Genomic DNA, 24,403 nt, shown 5'->3' on the forward strand with positions numbered 1-24,403 from the left:
TCGACTCCGGTCGGCTTCGCTTCGACCTCCATACGATGTCCTCGACTGCGTCGAGGGGCGCTGCGCGCCATCCCCCTGATGAACACCTCCGCTCGGCCTCCCGATGGGGCGGGTGGATCAAGATCAAAAGCCAAAGCCAAAGCCAAAGCCGGGCGCGACCTGCCGGTCGGCGCTAAACCCTGTAGCCGCTGCCGAGCCCTAGCGAGGCTGCGATCGACCGCGCAGCGGGCGCAGGGATCTCGAAACCGCAGGAGGACCTTCGGTCCTATCGCAGCCTCGCTAGGGCTCGGCAGCGGCTACAGGAGGTAGGGTCGCCCCCGGTCGGTGCGGCAAGTCTGGTTCTGCGGAAGGTAATGGCAACACTTTGACGGTTGCCGCTGATTTTTTGCGAAGCCATAGTTGCCCGGTCGCCGACGCATCGGCGGCCGATCTTAGCCGGTCGGAAAGCATCTCTATGAATGCTTAAGCGCCATCCATTAACATGCTGGCGCTTTTTGCTGCATGGCACCTTCTATGGCAGCTGTGCGCGGGACACCTTCGGGTGTGCCGGGTTTCTCATAGGCTGCACCCGGTCGGCTAACCCTCGTACAGCTGCCACCCTTTTGTTTAGCCGCTCAGGGTGGTTGTTCTTCAGCAACCTATGGAGATATACCCGTGACGGATTTCATCCCCCTACAAAGCAATCTCACCCCCACCCCGATTTTCCACCTTGACCGCAATGCGCCTGCAATCGATCTGCATGGCGGTGCGGTGCAGCGCATCAAGGCCTCGCGGGATCTGATGCACAGCCTCAATTGCCTGAGTGTCAAAGGTGTGGGCGATCAGGATCTGATTCACTTCGTCAACGCCGCCCACCTGTTGCTGCAAGACGGCTGCGATGCCCTGGATGCCTTGCAGTGGCGCCTGGACGCTTAAAAATCCCTACCCCAGAAACAGCACAGGCTCACTGTTCCCAGTGAGCCCGCTCGTTCTTGCCGCTTAAAGCTTGAAGCTTGCAGCTGCCCCTAACCCAGGTACCCCTTGACCCCGGTAAAGATGATCTGCGCCGCCAGCGCGCAGACGAACAGGCCCATCAGTCGGCTGACGATCTGCAAGCCTTGCTCGCCGAGGATCCGTTCGATGCGGTTGGACAGGTAGAGCACCACGCCGACGGTGAAGCTGGCCAGGGCGATGCTGAGAATCGCGGTGAGTTTGTCGTCCCAGTGCGGCTGGCCGACGCCCATCACCAGCAGGGCGCCGATGGTGCCGGGGCCGACGGTCAGGGGGATGGTCAGCGGCACGATGGTCACGTCCTGCTGCACGTTGTCGGTCTGGATCGCCGACTTGCCCTGGGCCATGCCCAGCGCCGAGATGAACAGCACGCTGCCCGCGCCGATGCGGAAGGCATCCACAGTGATGCCGAACATGCTGAAGATCACCCGTCCGAACAGGTACAGCAGCACGCTGGAGGCCAGGGTCGCCAGGGCGACGTTCCACGCCAGGCGCCGACGTTCCTTGTTGGAGTAGCCACGAGTCAGGCTGATGAAGCAGGACAGGACGAAGAAGGGGCTGTAGAGCACCAGCATCTTCAGGTACACGCTGAACAGCACATGGAGCATGGCGCAAACTCACAGCGAGGGAGGGCGAGCGGAGTTTAACAGGCGTTTGCCGTGCTGTCGGCTCAGGACGGTTGCGCCGTGGTGCGGTTCTGCAGGTCGCGCTGCGTCACCCAGTGCTCGATCAGCTCGCGCAGTTGCGACAGTTCCACCGGCTTGGCCATATGCCCGTCCATGCCGGCCTGCCGCGCGCGTTCCTTGTGTTCGGTGAGGATGTGCGCGGTCAGTGCCACCACCGGCGTGCGCACGCGCTGGTTGCCGACTTCCCAGGCCCGCAGCTGCTGGGTGGCGGAGAAGCCGTCGAGGATCGGCATTTCGCAGTCCATCAGCACCAGGTCGTAGCGCTGGGCCTTCATCGCTTGCAGGGCTTCCTCGCCGTTGCTCGCGGTATCGGGCTGCAGGTTGAGCTTGCCGAGCATGCCGCGAATCACCTTGGTGGAAATGCTGTTGTCCTCGGCCACCAGGATGCGGAAGTCGCTCGGTACCTTGACCGGCACCGGAACCCCGCTCAGCGCATGGGGCTGATGCGGCACGAACTGGCCCTTGTTGCGCTGGGTCAGCTCGTCGGCCAGGGTGGTCTTGAGGGTATAGCCGGCCACCGGCTTGGCGAGGATGCGCTTGACCCCGGCGTTACGCGCGATGACCTTGCTCGGCGCGTTGCTGATGCCGGTGAGCATGATCAGCAGGATGTCGTGGTTCAGGCTCGGGTCTTCCTTGATCTTGGCCGCCAGTTGCATGCCGGTCATGCCGGGCATGTTCTGGTCGAGCAGCACCACGTCGAAGTAGTCGCGCAGGTGCGCCTTGGTGCGCAGCAGGGCCAGGGCTTCCTTGCCCGAAGGCACGGCGCTGACGTTCAGGCCCCAGGCGCTGCATTGCTGCACCAGGACCTTGCGGCAGGTGTCGTTGTCGTCCACCACCAGCACCCGCGCCCCTTGCAGCGGGCCATCCAGGTCGGAGGTCGGGTGCTCCAGGCGTTCCGGGTCCAGCGGCAGGGTCAGCCACAGGGTGCTGCCCTGGTTGGCGCTGGTCTTGATCCCGAACTCGCCATGCATCAGCAGGATCAGCTGGCGGGCGATGACCAGGCCGAGATTGCCGCCCAGGCGGGTGCTGGCGAGGAAGTTCTTGCTGTGCAGTTCCGAGTGCAGCAGGGCATCGCGCTCTTCGGCTTCCATCGGCTGGCCGCTGTCCTGCACGGCGATGCGCAGGCGCGGTTTGCTGGTGCGCTCGTCCAGCGCGACCACCACCAGGACCTCGCCTTCGTCGGTCTTCTTCAGGGCGTTTTCCAGCAGGCTGAGCATGGCCTGGCGCAAGCGGGTCGGGTCGCCGCTGATCACGCGCGGCACCTGCGGCTGGATGAAGCTGATCAGCTCGACGTTCTGCTGCTCGGCCTTGGCGCGGAAAATACTCAGGCAGTCTTCGATCAGCGCATTGAGGTCGAATTGCACATCGTCCAGCTCGATCTGCCCGGACTCGAGCTTGGAGATGTCGAGGATCTCGTTGATCAGGGTCAGCAGCTCATTGCCGGCGCTGTGGATGGTCTGCACGTAGTCGCGCTGCTTGACCGACAGCGGCGTGCCCAGCAGCAGTTCGGTCATGCCCAGCACGCCGTTCATCGGTGTACGGATCTCGTGGCTGATCTTCGCCAGGAACTCGGCCTTGGCATTGACCTCGGCGTTGCTGGCGGCGAGGTCGCGGCTGACGCTGAACTCATCCTCGGTGATGCTGCGCTGGCGCTCGCCCAGGGCGATGCTCATCGCCCACCCGCTCAGGCACATGGTCACCAGCAGGGTGACGATCAGCCCCTGGGGCGCGACCATGGTCAGCCCCAGCAGCGCCGGCAGCACGATCAGCGCACCGATGTTGAAGATGCCCATGCCGGCCACGAAGTAGCGCGCCGGGCGGTAGCCTTTGTGCCAGTGATAACCGGCGATGAACAGCATGCTCAGGCCGACCAGGGCCACCAGGCCGTAGGTGATGAGATTCAGCGGCAGCGAGTCGACGAACAGCAGCAACAGGCTGCACAGGCCGACCATCAGGATGTCGACCAGCAGCAGCTTGTTCAGCGGATGCGGGCCCAGCGGGGCGAAAAAGCGATAGACGAACATCAGCCCGCAAGGGGTGGTCAGCAACAGCGCGAGGTAGGCACCAGGGGTCTGTATCGCATGCCAGTCCGGCAGCCAGGGGCCGAACAGGTTGAGCATCAGCGCCAGGCTGAGCATCACCAGGGCTTCGCAGGATGCCAGCCACAGGCTGCTGCGCGAACGAGTGTAGGCGTAGCGCACCAGGTTGTGCAGCATCAGCATGCCCATGCAGCCGAACAGCAGGCCGTAGAGCACGCTCTGGCCCTGATTGGCCGCGGTCATGACCGCCGGTTGCAGGGTGATGTAAGGGCGCAGCTGATGGTCGGAGACCAGGCGCAGATAGACATCGAGGGTCTTCTGCTCCTGTGGCAGCGGCAGCATGAAGTCGCTGCTGGGCAACGGCCGTTCGGCCTGGGGTTGTTGGGTGCCGGAGGTCAGCTGCTCGACCAGGTTGTCGCCGTCCAGCACATACATGTCCAGGCGTGACAGGTCGGGCGCGAAGATCCGCAGCAGTTGTTCGTGCTTGCCCGGTTGCAGTTTGAAACGCAGCCATAACGCGCCTCCGGGTTCGGCGGCGGTGATGCGTTCCAGTTCGATCGGGCTGAATTGATTGGTGTAGCGCGGGGAGCGGATATCGCTCAGTTGCAGGTCGGCCTGTTCATCGAGCAAAACGGCCCAGTTACTGCCTTGTGCGGCCTGGGCCGGGATCAAGCAGAGCAGGGTCAGCAGAGTGACGGTGAAACCTATGGCAGTCCTGAGCCAGCGCACGGCGAAATCCCTTCGTAGGTTGATGCCAGATTATAACTATGCGCGGCGCTGGAGCCGTCCGGCAAGGGCCTGGGGCGCCTGCCGGACGGGAAGACAGGATTACTCCTGATTTTCGCCACGCTCGCGGGCAATGGCCCGGTAACCGATGTCTTTGCGGTAGAAGCAGCCTTGCCAATCGATCTTAGCTGCCAGTTGGTAAGCCTGCTGCTGCGCGGCACTTACGCTGTCGCCCAGGGCGGTGGCGCAGAGCACGCGGCCGCCGGAGGTTACCACTTGACCGTCCTTGAGCGCGGTACCGGCGTGGAAGACTTTGCCTTCCAGTTTGGCGGCCGCGTCCAGGCCTTCGATCACCGCGCCTTTGGCGTAGTCACCAGGGTAGCCGCCGGCGGCCAGGACGATGCCCAGGCTCGGACGTGGATCCCATTGCGCTTCGACCTTGTCCAGCGCCTGGGCCAGGGCGGCTTCGACCAGCAGCACCAGGCTCGACTGCAGGCGCAGCATCACCGGCTGGGTTTCCGGATCGCCGAAGCGGCAGTTGAACTCGATGACCTTCGGGTTGCCGGCCTTGTCGATCATCAGACCGGCGTACAGGAAACCGGTGTAGACGTTGCCTTCGTCGGCCATGCCGCGCACGGTCGGCCAGATCACCTGGTCCATCACGCGCTGGTGCACGTCGGCGGTGACTACCGGAGCAGGGGAGTAAGCACCCATGCCGCCGGTGTTCGGGCCGCTGTCGCCGTCGCCGACGCGTTTGTGGTCCTGGCTGGTGGCCATGGGCAGCACGTTCTTGCCGTCGACCATGACGATGAAGCTGGCTTCCTCGCCGTCGAGGAACTCTTCGATCACTACACGCGAACCAGCGTCGCCGAAGGCATTGCCGGCCAGCATGTCGCGCACGGCGTCTTCGGCTTCGGCCAGGGTCATGGCGACGATCACGCCCTTACCGGCGGCCAGGCCGTCGGCCTTGATTACGATCGGCGCGCCTTTTTCCCGCAGATAAGCCAGGGCCGGCTCGATCTCGGTGAAGTTCTGGTAGTCGGCGGTCGGGATCTTGTGGCGAGCCAGGAAATCCTTGGTGAAGGCTTTCGAACCTTCCAGTTGGGCCGCGCCAGCGGTCGGACCGAAGCAGTCCAGGCCACGGGAGCGGAACAGGTCGACCACGCCGGCGACCAGCGGGACTTCCGGACCGACGATGGTCAGGGAAACGTTCTTCTCGGCGAAGTCGGCCAGTTGCTCGAGGGCCAATACGTCGATGGCCACGTTCTCGCACTTGGCTTCGATGGCGGTGCCGGCGTTGCCCGGGGCAACGAAGACTTTCTCGACCCGTGGGTCTTGAGCGACTTTCCAGGCCAGGGCGTGTTCACGACCGCCGCTACCAATGATCAAAACGTTCAAGTCAGACTCCTTCGGAGGAAGCTATAAGCCGCAAGCTGCAAGTTAAGAGCAATCTGGATCGCTCTGAAGTGCTGCGTGCAGCTTTGAATTAGGAAGGCTGCAAGGGCAAGGCAAGAGCAACTGCGGTCGGCTCTGCCTTGTCGCTTGCAGCTTGAAGCTTGTGGCTGCTCTTAGTGGCGGAAGTGGCGCATACCGGTGAACACCATCGCGATGCCGGCCTCATCGGCGGCGGCGATCACTTCGTTGTCGCGCATCGAGCCGCCTGGCTGGATCACCGCGGTGATGCCGACCTTGGCCGCGTTGTCGATACCGTCGCGGAACGGGAAGAACGCATCGGACGCCATGACCGCGCCCTGCACTTGCAGGCCGGCGTGTTCAGCCTTGATCGCGGCGATACGGGCGGAGTTCACGCGGCTCATCTGGCCGGCGCCGACGCCGATGGTCTGACGGTTCTTGGCGTAGACGATGGCGTTGGACTTGACGAACTTGGCCACTTTCCAGGCGAAGATCAGGTCGTGGATTTCCTGTTCGGTCGGGGCGCGCTTGGTCACCACTTTCAGGTCGTCGGCGCCGATCATGCCGATGTCGCGGCTCTGCACCAGCAGGCCACCGTTGACGCGCTTGTAGTCCCAGGCCGGAACACGGTCCGCCGACCATTGGCCGCAGGCCAGCAGGCGCACGTTGGCCTTGGCGGCAACGATGGCGCGGGCTTCCTCGCTGACCGAAGGGGCGATGATCACTTCGACGAACTGACGCTCGACGATGGCCTTGGCGGTCTCGGCGTCCAGTTCGCGGTTGAAGGCGATGATGCCGCCGAAGGCCGATTCGGTGTCGGTGGCGTAGGCCAGCTCGTACGCCTGGCGGATACCGCCTTCAGCGTCCGGGCTCACGGCCACGCCGCACGGGTTGGCGTGCTTGACGATGACGCAGGCCGGCTTGACGAAGCTCTTCACGCATTCCAGCGCGGCGTCGGTGTCGGCCACGTTGTTGTACGACAGTTCCTTGCCTTGCAGCTGGGTAGCGGTGGCGATGCCGACTTCGGCAGGCTTGGCTTCCACGTAGAACGCCGCACTCTGGTGCGGGTTCTCGCCGTAGCGCATTTCCTGGGCCTTGATGAACTGGCTGTTGAAGGTGCGCGGGAATTCGCTGCGGCCTTCGGTGGTCAGGGTTTCAGCCGCCTGGTTCACGGTGCCCATGTAGTTGGCGATCATGCCGTCATAGGCCGCGGTGTGTTCGAAGGCCTTGAGCATCAGGTCGAAACGCTGGGCGTAGGTCAGGCCGCCGGCCTTCAGGCTTTCCAGCACCTGGCCGTAGTCGCTGGCGTTGACCACGATGGCCACGTCTTTGTGGTTCTTGGCCGCCGAGCGGACCATGGTCGGGCCGCCGATGTCGATGTTCTCGATGGCGGTCGGCAGGTCGCAGCCCGGCTTGGAGATGGTGGCTTCGAACGGGTAGAGGTTGACCGCTACCAGGTCGATCGGCTTGATGCCGTGCTCGTTCATGATGGCGTCGTCGATACCGCGACGACCGAGGATACCGCCGTGGATTTTCGGGTGCAGGGTCTTCACCCGGCCGTCCATCATTTCCGCGAAACCGGTGTAATCCGCGACTTCTACTGCGGCCACGCCGTTGTCCTGCAGCAGTTTGAAGGTCCCGCCGGTGGAGAGGATCTCCACGCCCAGGGCTTCCAGCTCCTTGGCGAATTCGAGGATCCCGGTCTTGTCGGAAACACTGATCAAGGCGCGGCGGATCGGCAGGCGGGTAGTCTGGTCGGTCATCTCAATTTCCATCAAAAGCAAAGGAGTCAGCAAAAAAGGCGACCGGTTTTACGCGGGCGCCTTTCTGGTTTGATTGAATGCTTACAGCAAATCGTACTGCTTGAGTTTCTTGCGCAGGGTGCCACGGTTCAGACCGAGCAGCTCGCTGGCCTTGGTCTGGTTGCCCTTGACGTAGTTCATCACGCTTTCGAGCAACGGAGCCTCGACTTCGGAGAGCACCAGGTTGTACACGTCCGTGACGGCCGCGCCCTCAAGGTGGGCGAAATAATTGTGCAGCGCCTTCTCGACACTCCCGCGAAGGGTCTGGCCTTCTTCGCTCGGTGTATTGAGGTGCTGTTTCAAATTCACGTTGTCGCTCACGGGTGCTGTTCCACTCACTAAAGTCTCGGTCATCATCGTCATGCGGCCACCCCCTCTCCGTCCCCTGTCACCAGGCTCTTGTAACGCTCGGCAAAGAACTCACGAACGTTGGCGCACTGTGCTTCCGTATCTTCCAAACGATTGAAGTGGGCGCGAAACTCCCTGGCGCCCGGCAGGGTTGCGAGATACCAGCCCACATGCTTGCGAGCAATGCGTACGCCCATGACATCGCCATAGAAGGCATGCAGCGCGGCCAGATGCTCAAGCAGAATACGTTCCACCTCGAACAGCTCAGGTGCCGGCAGGGTTTGACCGGTACGCAGAAAATGCTCGATTTCACGAAAAATCCATGGCCGCCCCTGAGCGGCCCGGCCAATCAACAGCCCGTCGGCACCGGTAGCGTCGAGGACGTAGCGGGCCTTTTCGGGCGAGTCGATATCGCCGTTGGCGAAGACCGGGATCGACACCGCCTGCTTGATCGCAGCGATGGTGTCGTACTCGGCAACACCGGTGTACAGGTCGGCCCGGGTCCGGCCATGGACCGCCAATGCCGTGATACCTGCCTGTTCGGCGATCTTCGCCACCGTCAGGCCGTTCTTGTTCGCCCGGTCCCAGCCGGTACGGATCTTCAGGGTGACCGGCACATCGACTGCGGCCACCACGGCCTGCAGGATCTCGTTCACCAGATCTTCATCTTTCAGTAACGCGGAGCCGGCGGCCTTGTTGCAGACCTTCTTCGCCGGGCAACCCATGTTGATATCAATAATCTGTGCGCCCAACTCGACGTTGGCGCGGGCGGCATCCGCCAGCATCTGTGCATCGCCACCGGCGATCTGTACCGAGCGCGGCTCGGGATCACCCTCGTGGATCATGCGCAGACGCGATTTGCGACTGTTCCACAAACTCATGTCGCTGGTGACCATTTCCGAGACTACAAGGCCTGCACCCAACCGCTTGCAAAGCTGACGAAAGGGCTGGTCGGTGACTCCCGCCATGGGGGCGAGAATCAAGCCGTTGTGCAATGTATATGGGCCGATGCGTACCGCCGACATAGGACTTCCCTGTTGTGGGGCCGGATCATGAGAGTTCGAAAAAGGGTTGGCATGATACCCGCTCTCGATGACCGGATAAAGGCTGAATTGGATAAAATCTGAACAGTTATTCTGTTATCGCCAACGGTTTGGTCCGCTGGGCAGCAGTCAGAAAACCGCCGTCAATCCAGTGCGGCCTTTGCACGGATGGCCCGTCTTACTCGGGCGAGTGAAAGCTTAGGCTGTAGTTGACGGCCTTGGGGCCCGGATCGAGGATGTCCAGCGCGATATGGATTGGCGTCTGCGGCGGCATCTCCGACACGCCTTCGAGTTCGCCCTTGACGTATTCGCCGGGCTTGAAGCGACGACTGGCGATCAGGTGGCCGTTGAGGTCGGCGAAACGCAGCTCCAGCAGCGGGAAGGGTTGGGAGAACGGCGCGCGATTGTAGATGATCGCATCCACTACCAGCGCGCCGCTGAAGTCCGGGTGGCTGCGCACCACCAGGTTGCTGCTTTTGATGCGGCCGATATCGACCTTCGAGGGCACGGTGCAACCCAGTTCCGGGCACAGTTGCTGGAACCAGGGGCGGTACTGGTCCTGGCGCGCCAGCTCGTCGAAGTGATAGGCAATGTACTGGCCCGCCAGGCCGGCGGCGGCCAGCAGGATCAACAAACTCCAGAGCAGGCGGCGGCCCCAGGGCGAGCGGCGCTTTTGCCAGTCCAGCTGGATCGGGTCGTCTTCCAGGTCCAGCAGCACGGCGTCCGGCGCCTCGGGCTCGGCGCGGCCACGCTTGTTGCGTCGTGGCGTCGGGCTGGCCGGCGGCTCGATCTCATCGGGCTCGTCGGCCTTCAGGGAGCTGTGCGCTGGCACGGGCTCCAGGTCGTCGTCCGGGAGCAGGGAGGGCGCCTTGGGTTCGTCTTCCAGATCGTCCAGGTTGAAGGACAGCGACGGTTCGGTGCGCCCGGAGCGGCCGGCGTCGACGGCGGGCTGCTCGGGTTTTTCGTCGAGGTCGTCGCTGCTGCCGGGTGGCTGGCTGAACAGGCTGTCGGGCCAGTGTTCCTCTTCGGCTTCCGGCTGGTCGCGGCGGGCGCTGAGGGTGTCCTCCCTGGAAGCGCGCTCCTGGCCGAAGGCCTTGGTCGGCTGGATTTCCCGCTGTTCGAGCTTGGCCAGCTCCTCGTCCAGGTCGAGGCTGTCCAGGTCGAGTTCGGTGGCGCTCCACTGCTTCTGGCTGATGGCGCGCGGTGGCGGCGGGGCCAGTGGTTCGGCAGGGGTGGCCGGTGTGGAAGGTGCAGCGACAGCGTCCTTGCCAGCGCGTTGCTCAAGCAACTGCCGTGCGGCGTTGAACACCTGCAGGCACGAGCCGCAGCGCACCACGCCCCGGGCCACGCTCAACTGAGCGTGGCTGACGCGGAAGCTGGTCTGGCAATGCGGGCACTGGGTGACGAAACTGTCGGTCATGCGGCGATCCGGTTCATGCAGGCGGCCATTCTAGCGCCGACGGCCGGTGATGCGTACCCAGCCATCGAGGTTGGCGATAGGATCCAGGTCGAAGTCCTGGGCGTAGGCGGCCGCGACTTCTTCACCCTGTTCGGCAAGGATGCCCGACAGCGCCAGGCGTCCGCCGCTCTTGACCAGGCGGGACAGTTGCGGCGCCAGGGAAACCAGCGGGCCGGCGAGGATATTGGCGACCAGCACGTCCGCCTGGACCTGCGGCAGGTCTTCCGGCAGATAGAGCGGGAACAGCGCTTCGGCGATGTTGTTACGCCCGGCGTTGTCGCGGGAGGCTTCCAGGGCCTGCACGTCGATGTCGGTGCCCACCGCCTGCTTGGCGCCCAGCAGCAGGGCGGCGATCGCCAGGATCCCCGAGCCGCAACCGAAGTCCAGTACGTTGCAGTCTTTCAGGTCCTGGCCGTCGAGCCATTCCAGGCACAGCGCGGTGGTCGGGTGCGTGCCGGTGCCGAAGGCCAGGCCCGGATCGAGCAGCAGGTTGACCGCGTCCGGCTCGGGAGCGGCGTGCCAGCTGGGGACGATCCACAGGCGCTGGCCGAAACGCATCGGCTGGAAATTGTCCATCCAGCTGCGTTCCCAGTCCTGGTCTTCGATCACTTCGCTGTGGTGTTCAGGCAGCGGGCTGCCGGTCAGCAGCTCAAGGTGGGCCAGCACGCTGGCAGCCTCGGTGCCGCCTTCGAACAGGGCCAGCAGGTGAGTGTGATTCCACAGCGGGGTGGTGTTGAGTTCCGGTTCGAAGATCGGCTGATCCTCGGCGTCCATGAAGGTCACCGAAACGGCGCCGACTTCGAGAAAAGCGTCTTCGTAGGTTTCGGCTTGTTCTGGGCTGATGGCGAGACGGACTTGCAGCCAAGGCATGGCGGGCACCTTTGAAATATGTAATGTGCAGCCTAGCGGGCTGCGAGAAGCGCGCAAGTTTACGCGAGCGAGGCGCAGAAGACGACACGCCAGGCGCCATTTCCACTTGCCCACACCGCCTCTCTGTAGGGGCGAGCTTGCTCGCGATGCCTGCAGGGGCGCCGCGTAACACCAGGAAAATGCGTGTTGTCGCTGATGGCCCTGTCGCGAGCAAGCTCGCTCCTACAGGGGGGGCAGAAACGACAAGGCCGCTCGAAAGCGGCCTTGTCGGTCTGGTGCGGTGTCGATCAGTGTTGACCGGCCAGCTTGTGCTCCAGGTAGTGAATGTTCACACCACCTTTGCAGAAGCCTTCGTCACGAGTCAGGTCGCGGTGCAGCGGAATGTTGGTCTTGATCCCGTCGACCACGATTTCGTCCAGCGCATTGCGCATGCGCGCCATGGCTTCTTCACGGGTTGCCCCGTAAGTGATCAGCTTGCCGATCAACGAATCGTAGTTCGGTGGAACCGCGTAACCGCTGTACAGGTGCGAGTCGACGCGTACGCCATTGCCGCCCGGAGCATGGAAATGCTTGACCGTGCCTGGGCTTGGCATGAAGGTTTTCGGGTCTTCGGCGTTGATCCGGCATTCCAGGGCGTGGCCACGAATGACTACGTCCTTCTGGGAGATCGACAGCTTGTTGCCAGCGGCGATGCTCAGCATCTCCTTGACGATGTCGACGCCAGTGACCATTTCCGATACCGGGTGCTCTACCTGCACGCGAGTGTTCATCTCGATGAAGTAGAAACGACCGTTCTCGTACAGGAACTCGAAGGTACCGGCACCGCGGTAGCCGATGTCGATGCACGCCTTGACGCAGCGCGCGAAGACTTCCTGGCGAGCGGTTTCGTCGATGCCCGGGGCCGGCGCTTCTTCAAGCACCTTCTGGTGACGACGCTGCAGGGAGCAGTCGCGGTCGCCCAGGTGGATCGCGTTGCCCTGGCCGTCGGACAGTACCTGGACTTCCACGTGGCGTGGGTTGGTCAGGAACTTCTCCAGGTAGACCATCGGGTTGCCGAACGCCGCGCCCGCTTCGGAGCGGGTCAGCTTGGCCGAGGAGATCAGGTCTTCTTCTTTATGCACCACGCGCATGCCGCGACCACCGCCGCCGCCAGCGGCCTTGATGATCACCGGGTAGCCGACTTCACGGCCGATGCGCAACGCGGTTTCTTCGTCTTCCGGCAGCGGGCCGTCGGAACCGGGAACGGTCGGTACACCGGCAGCGATCATCGCGTGCTTGGCCGATACCTTGTCGCCCATCAGGCGAATGGTCTCGGCTTTCGGGCCGATGAAGGCGAAGCCGGAGTTCTCGACCTGCTCGGCGAAGTCGGCGTTTTCCGCGAGGAAGCCGTAGCCTGGGTGAATGGCGGTGGCGCCAGTCACTTCGGCGGCCGCGATGATCGCCGGAATGTGCAGGTAGGAGTGCGCGGCGGAGGCCGGGCCGATGCAGACGGATTCGTCTGCCAGACCCAGGTGCATCAGTTCCTTGTCGGCCTTGGAGTAAACGGCGACGGTCTTGATACCCATCTCTTTGCAGGCACGCAGGATCCGCAGGGCGATTTCACCGCGGTTGGCGATCAGAACTTTTTCCAACTTCGCAGACATCGTTGGCTCTCCGCGGTTCAAACGATGGTGAACAGCGGTTGGTCGTACTCAACCGGCTGGCCGTCTTCGACGAGGATGGATTCGATCACACCGCTGGTTTCAGCTTCGATGTGGTTCATCATCTTCATGGCTTCGACGATGCACAGGGTGTCGCCTTTCTTCACGCTCTGGCCGACTTCAACGAAGGCTGGCGAGGTTGGCGAGGATTTGCGGTAGAAGGTGCCGACCATCGGCGAACGGGCAACGGTGCCGTTCAGCGCTGGGGCAGCTGGAGCTGCTGGTGCAGCGGCGGCGGCCGGAGCGGCAGCGGCAGGTGCGGCGGCCGGAGCAGCCATCGGTGCCGGTGCGTAGTACTGCTGGGCTGGAGTCTTGCTGTGGCGGCTGATGCGTACGGACTCTTCGCCTTCCTTGATCTCCAGCTCGTCGATGCCGGACTCTTCCAGCAGTTCGATCAGTTTCTTAACTTTACGGATATCCATGAATCATCAACTCCCAAGGGTCGGTCAGGGGCGTTTAGCTTGTTGTTCAAGCTGCTCTAGTGCGGCCTCCAGGGCCAGTCGGTAACCGCTGGCGCCAAGGCCGCAGATCACTCCCACCGCAACGTCGGAGAAGTAGGAGTGATGGCGGAAAGGTTCGCGTTTGTGCACGTTAGACAAATGCACTTCGATGAATGGGATGCTCACCGCCAGCAGCGCGTCACGTAATGCGACACTTGTATGCGTAAAAGCTGCTGGATTGATCAGAATGAAGTCCACGCCTTCATCGCGGGCAGCATGGATACGGTCGATCAATTCATACTCGGCGTTGCTTTGCAGGTAGAGCAAATGGTGGCCGGCCTCGCGAGCCCGGCGTTCCAGGTCCTGGTTGATCTCAGCCAGGGTGACTGCGCCGTAGACCCCCGGTTCACGGGTGCCGAGCAGGTTCAGATTGGGTCCGTGAAGCACCAGTAGGGTCGCCATCTGCCGTTCCTTGTTTTATCTGTGGGCCATTATTCAGAACCCGGCGACTATGCCGCAAAGCCTTTGTGACTGTCCAGTTCTCTGCAATAGGCAGCACGATGACCGATGTTTACGCGAAATATGTGACCAACTGACTAATTCCGGTCATTCGCTGCGGCAATGCGTTCGGCGAAGTCCGCGGCGCTGATTTCGCCGACCACGCGCACATCGGCACGTTCGACGCCATCTTTGCCGAAGAACATCAGCGCCGGCGGGCCGAACAGGTGGTAGCGGTCCAGCAGGGCGCGCTGTTCGCGGTTGCTGGCGGTGATATCGAAGCGGACCAGGCGATAGCCCTGCAGGCGTTCGACCACCTGGCGGTCGCCGAGCACCTCGCGTTCGATGACTTTGCAACTGATGCACCAGTCGGCGTACCAGTCGAGGAGCAGTGGGACACCCGCGTTTCGGGCATCGGCCAGGGCCTGGTCCAGCTCGCCGGGGGTGGTGACGGTCTGCCACTGGCCGGCGCTGGTTTTCTCAGGGCTGTTGCTGGTGGTCGCGACCGGTGCACGGGCGAGCGGGCTGAACGGATCGGTCTGGCCGCTGAATGCGCCGTACCAGCAGGCCAGGGCATACACCAGCAGGAACAGCCCGCACAGCTGCGCCAGGCGCGCGCGCGGTGCCTTGTAGACAAATTCCAGGGCGCCGAGAAACAGGCCGACGCCGGCCGCCAACGCACCAATCAGCAACAGGCTGACCTGGCCCGGCAAGACCCGGCTCAGCAGGCCGATCGCCAGGCCGAGCAACAGCACGCCAATGGCGTTTTTCACATAGACCAGCCATGGCCCGCTTTTCGGCAGCCAGGCCGCGCCGCCGGTGGCCACCAGCAACAGCGGCGCGCCCATGCCCAGGCCCAGGGCGAACAGTTTCAGGGCGCCGCCCAGGGCGTCGCCGCTGGCGCTGATATAGAGCAGGGCGCCTGCCAGCGGCGCCGAAACGCAGGGCGATACCAGCAGGCTGGACACCACGCCGAGAACCGCCGCGCCCCACAGCGAGCCGCCTTCGGTGCGCCCGGCGATGCGTTCCAGGCGTTGGCTGACAAAACGCGGCAGCTTGAGTTCGAAGACATCGAACATCGCCAGGGCGAATACGACGAAGAACAACGCAAAGGGCACCAGCACCCAGGCCGATTGCAGGCGCGCCTGCAAATTGAGCTGGGCGCCGAACAGCCCCATCAAGGCGCCGAGCAGGGCGAAACAGGCGGCCATCGGCAACACATAGGCCAGCGACAGATTGAAGCCGCGCCAGCCGCCGACCTGGCCCTTGAGGACCACGCCGGACAGAATCGGCAGCATCGGCAGGACGCAGGGAGTAAAGGTCAGGCCGATGCCGGCAAGGAAGAACAGCGCCAGTTCGCGCCAGCTCCAGCCGGTTTTCCCACTGTCGGTAGCGGGGCTGCCGGCACTTGAGGCATTGGCAGAAGAGGCGGCGCCGTCGATCTGCAAACGCTCGGTTTCCGGTGGATAACACAGGCCCTTGTCGGCGCAGCCCTGGTAGGTCACGACCAGGGTGAAGGCCCGTTGATCTGCGCCGGTACGCGGCAGTTCGACATCGACAATGCCGTGGTAGACCTCGACGTCGCCGAAAAACTCGTCGTGTTTCTGTTCACCCTTGGGCAGTTGGGCGGCACCCAGGGCGATGTCGGCGGGCTCGGCGCGGAACTGGAAGCGGTGGCGATAGAGGTAATAACCCTCGGTGGCGACAAAACGCAGCTTGATCGACTGCGGCGTACTTTGCAGCAGGCTCAGCTGGAACGCTTCGCGCACTGGCAGGAAGTCGGCGCTGTTGTTGATCGAACCCAGGGTCGAACTGGGGCGGCTGTCCAGCAGCCCGGCGGCGGTCGCCGGCAGGGCAAGCACGAACAGCATCAGGCAAAGCAGGCGACGCATGGCAATCTCGCGAATCGAAGGTGTGCGCATGATAGCGGAGAGCGGCGGGGTTCGCAGGCTGGCGGGTGGTCTGGGTTGCCCTTGATCGCGGGCAAGCCTCACTCCTACAGGTTCGCGTCGTCTGTAGGAGCGAGGCTTGCCCGCGATAGGGCTCGGGTCAGACGCGGAACGCCTGCACCGCCGTGTGCAGCTGGCCGCCCAGGGCCAGCAGGTTCTCGCCCTGTTCGCGACCTTCGCCGATGCGTTGCAAGTTATCCCCACCCAGTTGATGGATGCGCTCGCTGTGGTCGCGGATTTCGCTGACGGCGCCGCTTTGCTGGGCCGTGACATCGGCGATGCGGATGGCGGTGTCGGAGATGGTCTGGATCGCCCCGACGATTTCATCCAGCGCACCGTCGGCGGCCTGGGCCTGGCTGGCGGTGGCTTCGGCATGTTCGACCTGGGCGCGCATGCCCTCCACCGATTGCCGGGCGGCGGCCTGCAGGCCGGCGATCAGGGTCTGGATCTCGGCGGTGGCGCCAGCGGTGCGTTGCGCCAGGGAGCGCACTTCCTCGGCGACCACGGCAAAGCCGCGACCCATTTCCCCGGCCCGCGCGGCTTCGATGGCGGCGTTCAGGGCCAGCAGGTTGGTCTGGTCGGCAATGGAGCGGATCACCGTGAGCACGCCGCCGATGGTCGCCGATTCCTCGGCCAGCTGTTCGATCATCTGCGCGTTGCCCTGCACTTCGCCGACCAGGGCATGCAGCCCGGTCAGGCTCAGGCCGATCACTTTCTGCCCCTGTTCCACCGCCAGCCCGGCGCTGCGGCTGGCATCGGCGGCCTGGCTGGCATCGCCGGCGACTTGCTGGATGGTCGCTTCCAGCTCGCCCAGGGCGTCACGGATCTGCGCGGTATCCCCGGCCTGGCGCTCGGCGCCGCCGTGCAGGCCGCTGCTCAGGTCCGCCAGGGCGCGGCTGCTGCCGGCGACCTGTTCGGCGTTCTGCCGGATGGTGCCCACCAGGTCCACCAGGTAGGCACGCAGACGGTTCAGGGACTCTTCGATATCGTGCAGTTCGCGGTTGGTCCGGCCCAGCTGGATGTCGCGGCTGAAGTCGCCTTCGGCCCAGGTCGACAGGGCCGGCGCCAGGTTGGTCAGGACCCGCGCCAGCCGGCGCTGCAAGGTATCGATAAGCAGGGCGATCAGCAGGATCAGGCCGATCATCAGGCCCTGCATCAGCCGTACTTCGCCCTGGATCTGCCCATGTTGGGCGCGCACCACCGGCTCCAGCTCGGCGATGGCCTGCTGCACGGCGGTGATTTTCAGGTGGGTGGCGGCGCTGAGGTCGGCGCGTTTCTGGATCTGCTCGCGGGTGCGGTTCAGCTCGGCGGGGTAACGACCGAGCAGGCTGTTGAGTTCGCGCTTGAGGCCGATGCCGGCGTCTTCGGCGGCGGCTTTCTCGGTGTTCTCCAGGCCCATCATGGCGGCGAAGTCATCGGTATTCGACTCGTTGCTGGCCGCGACACCCAGCAAGGGCAGGACGTCCAGCTGCTCGGCCTGGACGCGCATGTTGCTCACTTCGCGCTCGACGTCGGCGGCCAGCTCGCTGCGGCCGCTGCTCACCAGTTTTTCCCGGGCCAGGGACAGCTTGCCCAGGTGCTGGGAGGCGCTCAGCAGCAGCGGCAGGTAGGTCGCGGCGCTCGGGTTGCTGGCGGCTCCGGTGGCGTATTGGCTCAATTGTTCGAGGCTGGCCCCCAGCTCGCGCTCGGCCTGTAGCAGCAGCGCCTGTGGATCGCCGGCCAGTTTGCCGGCGGCCAGCAGGTCGGTCTTGCTGAATTCGGCCAGGCCCGACAGGCTCGGGCGCAGGCTTTGCGCCAGTTCCGCGGGCAGTTCGTCGAGTTGGGCCTGCAGGGTTTCGATGGCCTGGCTGGCGCTGCTCAGGCGCAGGGCGTCGCCGCTGGCCAGGTAGTCCACGATGTTGCGCGCCGCCTGGTTCTGGAACTGCTGGGACAACCCCAGGTAGCGCTCCATCAATAGATAGGGGCGTTCGAGGGCGCGTTGCGACCACCAGAGCGTGGCGCCCAGGGCCAGGCAAACGGCAACTAATAGCAGGGTATTGAGATTGGTCAGCAGCTTCAGGCGCATTGCGTTCTACCAACGACTTGAATGGTAAGTGCCTGAATTTATTGCGTTTGTATTACAGGGTTATGACCGAATCGGTGGATTCCGGTGAAAAAGTGGCGCTTTGATGGCGCGCCGCCTGGACGCGATTTCGTCCGCTGTCCTTGGCGCGATAGAGCGCTTCGTCGGCCTGGCTGGCCATCATCAGGCTGTCGGAATCTTCCCGCAGCTCGACCACTCCGGCGCTGAAGGTGCACCACAGGTCCTGCGGCTGGGCCGGGTAGTGGATCTCGGCAAAGCGCTGGCGGATTTCATCCAGCACCTTGCAGGCCGCTTCCAGGTCGGTGTCGGGCATGACGATGGCGAACTCTTCGCCGCCGTAGCGGCCGATGAAGTCGGTCTTGCGCAGGCGCTGCTTGAGAAACAGCGCCAGGCTCTTGATCACCCGGTCGCCCATGGGGTGGCCGTGGCTGTCGTTGACCCGCTTGAAGTGGTCGATGTCGAGCATGGCGAAGCTCAGCGGCTTGTTCTCGCGGCGCGCGCGGAAGCTGCAGTCTTCCAGCAGTTGCAGGATATGGGTGTGGTTGTACAGCCCGGTGAGGCTGTCGCGCACCATGCGCGCCTTGAGGTTGCGCGCGCGGGCGGCGCGGTTGCGCACGGTGGTGATCAGGTGGCGCGGCTTGATCGGCTTGGTCAGGAAGTCGTCGCCGCCCTCGCTCATGGCGTCCAGCTGCTTGTCCAGGTCGTCTTCGGCCGACAGGTAGATGATCGGCACGCTGACATAACGGTCGTTATGGCGGATTACCTTGGCCAGTTCGGTGCCGGTACAGGCTGGCATGTACATGTCGAGAATGATCAGGTCCGGCTGGAAGTCGGCCAGTTCGGCCATCGCCTGGATCGGCTCGATCAGGGTCCGGGTGATGATCCCGGCGCTGTTGAGCAGGCGTTCGGTGTGCAGGGCCTGGGCGCGGGAGTCGTCGATGATCAGCACTTTATAGGGTTCATACTGGGCGACGCAGGTGAGGATTTCGATCTTCTCCAGCAGGCTCGAAGCCTCCAGGGTACCGGTGAGGAACTCCTGGCCGCCGGCGCGCACGGCGGCCAGGCGGGTCGGGGTGTCGGTTTCGTGGAGGCTGAAGAACAGCAGGGGCAGCTTCTGCTCCAGGCCTTCCTGGGCTTCGGCGGCCAGTTGCAGGCCCATGCCGTTGCCACAGAAATCGACGTCGATGACGATCGCCGCGGGCAGACGCTCGACCATCGAGGCGCGAAACGCGGCGATGCTGTCCAGGGACTGGGCGCTAAGGCCGAAGAATTCCAGCTGCTTGGCCAGGCGCTCGCCGCGATCGTGATCTTGCAGCATCACGTAGATCGGCTTGCGCAGGGGCGGCAGGAAGGTCTGTTCCAACTGGTCGCCATGGCGCAGGCCGGTGCGCGACAGGCGTTGCATCAGGCGGTTGAGGTCGGTGATCAGGCCGCTGCTCAGGCGCCCGCGGTTGGCGTCCACCGCTTCCAGCGAATCGCTGATGCTGCGCGCCAGTTGGGTATGTTCGGGTTGCTCGAAGCGTTCGGCGAAACGCAGCAGGCGCAGGTTGGCCTCGCTGAGTTCGGACATGTCGGCGGTCGACCATTCGCTGCGCTGCAGGCGCTGCCATATCTCGAGGATCTGACGAGCCTGGTGAATTACCCGCTGGGCAAAGTGGTGCTTGAGGCGCTCACGGCTGGGGTCTTCTGGCTCGGTCATATCCTGACTACTAGTTAGGGTGCATGCTGAGATCGACTGGTGGCTCTATGCTAGCACCTCTTATGGATTGTACGAGTGTCGTACGTCAACAATCTGCAAAGCGACCTTATTCAGTTCCCGACCGACTGGTCGCATAGGTTCTGAACTGTGCTTCATTTATAGTGGCCGCTCGATATGCACCCGGCATGTGGCGTCTTGCGCGGTGGATGATTTTTAATCCGCTCGGTTCGAGGCACGATGGAGCAGGGTTGTGGTCGAACCGATGAACCCAAGTGATTGAAAGGATATAGCCATGCTGGACTGGAAGAACCGCGCGGGCAGCGCGCCGGATCGTGCTGCCGAACCCAAGTCGGCGACACGCAGCTACTTTGGTGGCCTGCTGTTCAGCCGCGCCCTGGGCACCCTGCTGGTCCTGTACCTGCTGGTGGCCGGTGCCCTGGGCTGGTACTGGAGCCAGGAACCGTCGCTGTTCCCGGTCCAGCAAGGCGCGCAGGTTGCCGCCGAGAAGGAAGGCAAGCAGATGGTCGTGGGCTACACCACGGTGGAAACCCTCAAGACCGTGGCCGGCACCCTGCTGAACAAGCCGGGTGGCTATATCTCCAACGACCGTTTCCCGCCGGGCCTGTGGATGGACAACATGCCGAGCTGGGAATACGGCGTGCTGGTGCAGGTCCGCGACCTGACCCGCGCCTTGCGCAAGGACTTCGCCCGCTCCCAGTCGCAGTCCGCCGAGGACGCCGACCTGGCCAAGGCCGAGCCACGCTTCAACTTCGACAACAAGAGCTGGGTGCTGCCGTCCAGCGAGTCCGAGTACCAGGAAGGCATCAATTCCCTGAGCCGCTACCAGGCACGCCTGTCCGACCCGGAGCAGAAGAGCGCGCTGTTCTATGCCCGTGCCGACAACCTGAACAACTGGCTGGGTGACGTCGGGACCCGCCTGGGTTCGCTGTCCCAGCGCCTGTCGGCCAGCGTCGGCCGGGTCAAGCTCAACACCGCGCTGAAAACCGAAGTCCCGGCGCCGGGCCAGTCGCCGCAGGTCGACGAAGAGGTGGTGGAAACCCCTTGGATGCAGATCGACAACGTGTTCTACGAAGCGCGCGGCCAGGCCTGGGCCCTGTCGCACCTGCTGCGCGCCATCGAGGTCGACTTCGCCGACGTACTGGCCAAGAAGAACGCCACCGTCAGCGTGCGTCAGATCATCCGTGAACTGGAGGCGTCCCAGGAAACGCTGTGGAGCCCGATGATTCTCAACGGCAGCGGCTTTGGCGTGCTGGCTAACCACTCGCTGGTCATGGCCAACTATATTTCCCGGGCCAACGCGGCGGTCATCGACTTGCGTCAATTGCTCAACCAGGGTTGATTCATGGTGGTTACCTCCAATGAGGCCGCGCATCGCGCGGCCTCCGATGCCGAACAAGTCGCCTGGGTCGATGGCGAAGACCAGTTGCTGGGCGCGCTGGCCCGCTCGGAGTTGCGCGAGCGTGGCCTGATCGGGCGCGGCACCTATATCCTGCTGTTCAATTCCGCCGGTGAGCTGTGCGTGCATCGGCGCACCCTGAGCAAGGCCCTCTATCCCGGTTACTGGGACGTGGCCGCGGGCGGCATGGTGCTGGCCACCGAGAGCTACGCCGAGTCGGCGGCCCGTGAGCTGGAGGAAGAACTGGGGGTGAGCGGGGTGGAGTTGACCGCCCACGACCACTTCTTTTTCGAAGACACCGGCAATCGCCTCTGGTGTTCGGCCTTTTCGGCAGTCTGGGACGGGCCTTTGCGCCTGCAGCCGGAAGAGGTGCTGGAAGCGCGCTTCATTTCGATCGACGAAGTGATGCGGGAAATCGCCGAAAAGCCCTATTGCCCGGACTCCCTGGCGGCCTTGCAGCGCTATCTGGCGCGGCGTCGTTAAAGTTGTATAAATTGGCGCGCTTAGGCTCTTAGCAAGTCGGCTTTTTGCCGTTACACTGCGCGACCTTTTTCAAGCTGAGCCGGCGCTGCCTTTACAAGCGCGGTCGGTCCAGTAGCGCTGCCCCTGCCTGAGTGGGGCTTCGCGGTCGATGGCACAGGCCATGTGCTTCGACCAGTCTTTGTCCTCCCAAGAGGATTGCCGGTGGCCAAAAAAGCCGCATCCTTCGCCGCCCTTGGTGGCCTGGTATTTTCCACCGACGCAGGTCGACATTGCCCGGACTGTAGCCAGCCGGTGGCAGCCTGCATCTGCAAACAAACCGTTATCCCTGCCGGCGACGGCATTGCTCGCGTGCGCCGCGAAAGCAAGGGCCGCGGCGGCAAGACGGTGACCACCATCACCGGCGTGCCGTTGGCCGAAGACGCGCTCAAGGAGCTGGCGACCACGTTGAAGAAACGTTGTGGCACAGGTGGCGCGTTGAAAGACGGCGTCATCGAGATCCAGGGCGATCATGTCGAGCTACTCTTGGCAGAGCTGATCAAGCACGGTTTCAAGGCGAAGAAGTCCGGCGGCTAGCAGCCTCTGTGAAAACCACCCCCGACTTGATGCAGCCCTGATCGATTCAGGTTTGCCGTCGTCTTCATGGTTTTCACAGAGCCTGTTCATGACCGGTTTCTAAACTCAGCGCTGTAACCGAGGTCTACGTCCTCGTTGCAGGCTAATCGTCATTTTCATTCTTTAGACTGCGCCAGCCCCGGACCGGGGTGGCGCTCTATGACTTCTTTATAGGGGACTTCGATGTCCGTACGACGCACACGCAAAGACGATGGCAGCCAATGGACAGTTGCGGACAGCCGCAGTGTTTATGGGATTCGCCATTGGGGGGCCGGGTATTTCGCGATCAATGACGCCGGTCGCGTCGAAGTTCGTCCGAACGGCCCGAACAGTTCGCCTATCGACCTGTTCGAACAAGTCGAGGAGCTGCGCAAGAGCGGCTTGTCCCTGCCGCTGCTGGTGCGCTTCCCGGATATCCTGCAGGACCGCGTGCGCCAGCTGACCGGTGCCTTCGACGCCAACATCGAGCGCCTGGAATACCAGAGCAAGTACACCGCGCTGTACCCGATCAAGGTCAACCAGCAGGAAGCGGTGATCGAGAACATCATCGCCACCCAGAACGTCTCCATCGGCCTGGAAGCCGGCTCCAAGCCCGAGCTGCTGGCGGTGCTGGCGCTGGCGCCGAAAGGCGGGACCATCGTCTGCAACGGTTACAAGGACCGTGAGTTCATCCGCCTGGCGCTGATGGGCCAGAAGCTGGGCCACAACGTGTTCATCGTGATCGAGAAGGAGTCCGAAGTCGCCCTGGTGATCGAAGAGGCCGCCACGCTCAAGGTCAAGCCGCAGGTCGGCCTGCGTGTGCGCCTGTCGTCCCTGGCATCGAGCAAGTGGGCCGACACCGGCGGCGAGAAATCCAAGTTCGGCCTGTCGGCGGCGCAGCTGCTGTCGGTGGTCGAGCGTTTCCGCAGCGCCGGCCTGGACCAGGGCATCCGCCTGCTGCACTTCCACATGGGTTCGCAGATCGCCAACCTGGCGGACTACCAGCACGGTTTCAAGGAAGCCATCCGTTACTACGGCGAGCTGCGCAACCTCGGCCTGCCGGTGGATCACATCGACGTCGGCGGCGGCCTGGGCGTGGACTACGACGGTACTCACTCGCGCAACGCCAGTTCGATCAACTACGACATGGACGACTACGCCGGTGTCGTGGTCGGCATGCTCAAGGAATTCTGCGACGCGCAAAGCCTGCCGCATCCGCACATCTTCTCCGAGAGCGGTCGTTCGCTGACCGCGCACCACGCCATGCTGGTGGTGCAGGTGACCGACGTCGAGAAACACAACGACGACGTGCCGCTGATCGAGAACAAGGAAAGCCTGCCGGAAACCGTGCAATGGCTGGTCGACCTGCTGGGCCCGACCGACATCGAGATGGTCACCGAAACCTACTGGCGCGCCACCCACTACATGAGCGACGTGGCCGCCCAGTACGCCGACGGCAAGCTGACCCTGGCCGAAAAAGCCCTGGCCGAGCAGTGCTACTTCGCCGTGTGCCGGCGCCTGCACAACTCGCTGAAGGCGCGCCAGCGCTCGCACCGCCAGGTGCTGGACGAACTCAACGACAAGCTGGCCGACAAGTACATCTGCAACTTCTCGGTGTTCCAGAGCCTGCCGGACACCTGGGCCATCGACCAGGTCCTGCCGATCATCCCGCTGCATCGCCTGGACGAAGAGCCGCTGCGCCGCGCGGTGCTGCAAGACCTGACCTGCGACTCCGACGGCAAGATCAACCAGTACGTCGACGAGCAGAGCATCGAGACCAGCCTGCCGGTGCATGGTTTGAAAGAGGGTGAGGACTATCTGCTGGGCGTGTTCCTGGTCGGTGCCTACCAGGAGATCCTCGGCGACATGCACAACCTGTTCGGCGATACCGACTCGGTGAACATCTACCAGAACCCGAACGGCACCGTGTACCACGCCGGCATCGAGACCCACGACACCATCGAAGACATGCTGCGCTACGTGCACTTGTCGCCGGAAGAGCTGATGACGCACTACCGCGACAAGGTGGCCAGCGCGAAGATCAGCGCCAGCGAGCGTACCCAGTTCCTCGACGCCCTGCGTCTGGGCCTGACCCGCTCGTCGTACCTGTCTTCCTGATAGGTCGACCGTTCGAAAAAAACCACCGCTTGCGGTGGTTTTTTTATGC

The 24,403-nt window shown here is 63.5% G+C and carries 19 protein-coding genes; 5 read left to right on the plus strand and 14 right to left on the minus strand.

The window, feature by feature from the left end; genetic code table 11:
* Window positions 1–654: 654 nt before the first annotated feature.
* Complete coding sequence (locus PVZ78_RS16635) at window positions 655–915, plus strand: hypothetical protein (protein ID WP_081362799.1); 261 nt, start codon at window positions 655–657, stop codon at window positions 913–915.
* Window positions 916–1,004: 89 nt separating this feature from the next.
* Here PVZ78_RS16635 and PVZ78_RS16640 read toward each other — a convergent pair whose 3' ends face one another.
* From PVZ78_RS16640 to PVZ78_RS16705, 14 genes are all read right to left on the minus strand, one after another.
* Complete coding sequence (locus PVZ78_RS16640) at window positions 1,005–1,598, minus strand: MarC family protein (RefSeq protein WP_273828965.1); 594 nt, start codon at window positions 1,596–1,598, stop codon at window positions 1,005–1,007.
* 62 nt (window positions 1,599–1,660) lie between these two features.
* Window positions 1,661–4,444, minus strand: a complete 2,784-nt coding sequence (locus PVZ78_RS16645; protein ID WP_053268122.1) for a hybrid sensor histidine kinase/response regulator — start codon at window positions 4,442–4,444, stop codon at window positions 1,661–1,663.
* Window positions 4,445–4,543: 99 nt separating this feature from the next.
* A complete protein-coding gene (gene purD, locus PVZ78_RS16650; RefSeq protein WP_016703772.1) occupies window positions 4,544–5,839 on the minus strand; it encodes a phosphoribosylamine--glycine ligase in 1,296 nt (431 codons plus the stop codon).
* 170 nt (window positions 5,840–6,009) lie between these two features.
* Complete coding sequence (gene purH, locus PVZ78_RS16655; RefSeq protein WP_009046770.1) at window positions 6,010–7,617, minus strand: bifunctional phosphoribosylaminoimidazolecarboxamide formyltransferase/IMP cyclohydrolase; 1,608 nt, start codon at window positions 7,615–7,617, stop codon at window positions 6,010–6,012.
* 81 nt (window positions 7,618–7,698) lie between these two features.
* Window positions 7,699–8,019 (minus strand): DNA-binding transcriptional regulator Fis, encoded by a 321-nt coding sequence (gene fis, locus PVZ78_RS16660; RefSeq protein ID WP_007921650.1) that lies wholly within the window; start codon window positions 8,017–8,019, stop codon window positions 7,699–7,701.
* Window positions 8,016–9,029: a tRNA dihydrouridine synthase DusB gene (dusB, locus tag PVZ78_RS16665; RefSeq protein ID WP_007921649.1), complete on the minus strand. Its 1,014-nt coding sequence runs from the start codon at window positions 9,027–9,029 to the stop codon at window positions 8,016–8,018. Before dusB ends, fis begins: the two co-directional genes overlap by 4 nt.
* Before the next feature lie 196 nt (window positions 9,030–9,225).
* Window positions 9,226–10,467: a DUF3426 domain-containing protein gene (locus PVZ78_RS16670; RefSeq protein ID WP_273828966.1), complete on the minus strand. Its 1,242-nt coding sequence runs from the start codon at window positions 10,465–10,467 to the stop codon at window positions 9,226–9,228.
* A gap of 30 nt (window positions 10,468–10,497) precedes the next feature.
* Window positions 10,498–11,376 carry a 50S ribosomal protein L11 methyltransferase gene (gene prmA / locus PVZ78_RS16675; protein WP_273828967.1) on the minus strand — a complete coding sequence of 293 codons (879 nt, stop codon included), beginning with the start codon at window positions 11,374–11,376 and terminating at the stop codon, window positions 10,498–10,500.
* Between the two features lie 287 nt (window positions 11,377–11,663).
* Entirely contained in the window at window positions 11,664–13,019 is a 1,356-nt protein-coding gene (gene accC, locus PVZ78_RS16680) for an acetyl-CoA carboxylase biotin carboxylase subunit (protein WP_007921646.1), read from the minus strand.
* A 17-nt stretch (window positions 13,020–13,036) separates the two neighbouring features.
* Complete coding sequence (gene accB / locus PVZ78_RS16685) at window positions 13,037–13,498, minus strand: acetyl-CoA carboxylase biotin carboxyl carrier protein (RefSeq protein WP_009046774.1); 462 nt, start codon at window positions 13,496–13,498, stop codon at window positions 13,037–13,039.
* Window positions 13,499–13,522: 24 nt separating this feature from the next.
* Window positions 13,523–13,978, minus strand: coding sequence for a type II 3-dehydroquinate dehydratase (aroQ, locus tag PVZ78_RS16690; protein ID WP_007921644.1), 456 nt, complete (start codon window positions 13,976–13,978; stop codon window positions 13,523–13,525).
* A gap of 134 nt (window positions 13,979–14,112) precedes the next feature.
* The gene (locus PVZ78_RS16695) at window positions 14,113–15,906 is read right to left on the minus strand and encodes a protein-disulfide reductase DsbD (protein WP_038630507.1); all 1,794 of its coding nucleotides are present in this window, start codon (window positions 15,904–15,906) and stop codon (window positions 14,113–14,115) included.
* Window positions 15,907–16,063: 157 nt separating this feature from the next.
* A complete protein-coding gene (locus tag PVZ78_RS31825) occupies window positions 16,064–16,612 on the minus strand; it encodes a methyl-accepting chemotaxis protein (RefSeq protein WP_404940395.1) in 549 nt (182 codons plus the stop codon).
* A 1,468-nt stretch (window positions 16,613–18,080) separates the two neighbouring features.
* Window positions 18,081–19,745: a response regulator gene (locus tag PVZ78_RS16705; protein WP_009041984.1), complete on the minus strand. Its 1,665-nt coding sequence runs from the start codon at window positions 19,743–19,745 to the stop codon at window positions 18,081–18,083.
* Window positions 19,746–20,037: 292 nt separating this feature from the next.
* Here PVZ78_RS16705 and PVZ78_RS16710 point away from each other — a divergent pair, with 292 nt between their 5' ends.
* From PVZ78_RS16710 to speA, 4 genes are all read left to right on the plus strand, one after another.
* Complete coding sequence (locus PVZ78_RS16710; RefSeq protein ID WP_110176076.1) at window positions 20,038–21,105, plus strand: DUF2333 family protein; 1,068 nt, start codon at window positions 20,038–20,040, stop codon at window positions 21,103–21,105.
* Between the two features lie 3 nt (window positions 21,106–21,108).
* A complete protein-coding gene (locus tag PVZ78_RS16715; protein WP_009046778.1) occupies window positions 21,109–21,645 on the plus strand; it encodes an NUDIX hydrolase in 537 nt (178 codons plus the stop codon).
* A 201-nt stretch (window positions 21,646–21,846) separates the two neighbouring features.
* Window positions 21,847–22,218, plus strand: a complete 372-nt coding sequence (locus PVZ78_RS16720) for a translation initiation factor Sui1 (protein WP_007921638.1) — start codon at window positions 21,847–21,849, stop codon at window positions 22,216–22,218.
* Between the two features lie 222 nt (window positions 22,219–22,440).
* Window positions 22,441–24,354, plus strand: coding sequence for an arginine decarboxylase (gene speA / locus PVZ78_RS16725; protein WP_009046779.1), 1,914 nt, complete (start codon window positions 22,441–22,443; stop codon window positions 24,352–24,354).
* Window positions 24,355–24,403 lie beyond the last annotated feature (49 nt).

Origin of the sequence: Pseudomonas sp. SBT1-2 (genome assembly GCF_028640875.1) — a bacterium.
Lineage (GTDB): Bacteria > Pseudomonadota > Gammaproteobacteria > Pseudomonadales > Pseudomonadaceae > Aquipseudomonas > Aquipseudomonas chlororaphis_I.

Excerpts from the sequence above, each read along its gene's own strand:
- PVZ78_RS16640 (WP_273828965.1), bottom strand. The coding sequence starts at position 1,598 with ATGCTCCATGTGCTGTTCAGCGTGTACCTGAAGATGCTGGTGCTCTAC.
- purH (WP_009046770.1), bottom strand. The coding sequence starts at position 7,617 with ATGACCGACCAGACTACCCGCCTGCCGATCCGCCGCGCCTTGATCAGT.
- fis (WP_007921650.1), bottom strand. The coding sequence starts at position 8,019 with ATGACGATGATGACCGAGACTTTAGTGAGTGGAACAGCACCCGTGAGC.
- dusB (WP_007921649.1), bottom strand. The coding sequence starts at position 9,029 with ATGTCGGCGGTACGCATCGGCCCATATACATTGCACAACGGCTTGATT.
- PVZ78_RS16670 (WP_273828966.1), bottom strand. The coding sequence starts at position 10,467 with ATGACCGACAGTTTCGTCACCCAGTGCCCGCATTGCCAGACCAGCTTC.
- prmA (WP_273828967.1), bottom strand. The coding sequence starts at position 11,376 with ATGCCTTGGCTGCAAGTCCGTCTCGCCATCAGCCCAGAACAAGCCGAA.
- accC (WP_007921646.1), bottom strand. The coding sequence starts at position 13,019 with ATGTCTGCGAAGTTGGAAAAAGTTCTGATCGCCAACCGCGGTGAAATC.
- accB (WP_009046774.1), bottom strand. The coding sequence starts at position 13,498 with ATGGATATCCGTAAAGTTAAGAAACTGATCGAACTGCTGGAAGAGTCC.
- aroQ (WP_007921644.1), bottom strand. The coding sequence starts at position 13,978 with ATGGCGACCCTACTGGTGCTTCACGGACCCAATCTGAACCTGCTCGGC.
- PVZ78_RS16695 (WP_038630507.1), bottom strand. The coding sequence starts at position 15,906 with ATGCGTCGCCTGCTTTGCCTGATGCTGTTCGTGCTTGCCCTGCCGGCG.
- PVZ78_RS31825 (WP_404940395.1), bottom strand. The coding sequence starts at position 16,612 with ATGATCGAACAGCTGGCCGAGGAATCGGCGACCATCGGCGGCGTGCTC.
- PVZ78_RS16705 (WP_009041984.1), bottom strand. The coding sequence starts at position 19,745 with ATGACCGAGCCAGAAGACCCCAGCCGTGAGCGCCTCAAGCACCACTTT.
- PVZ78_RS16710 (WP_110176076.1), top strand. The coding sequence starts at position 20,038 with ATGCTGGACTGGAAGAACCGCGCGGGCAGCGCGCCGGATCGTGCTGCC.
- PVZ78_RS16715 (WP_009046778.1), top strand. The coding sequence starts at position 21,109 with ATGGTGGTTACCTCCAATGAGGCCGCGCATCGCGCGGCCTCCGATGCC.
- speA (WP_009046779.1), top strand. The coding sequence starts at position 22,441 with ATGTCCGTACGACGCACACGCAAAGACGATGGCAGCCAATGGACAGTT.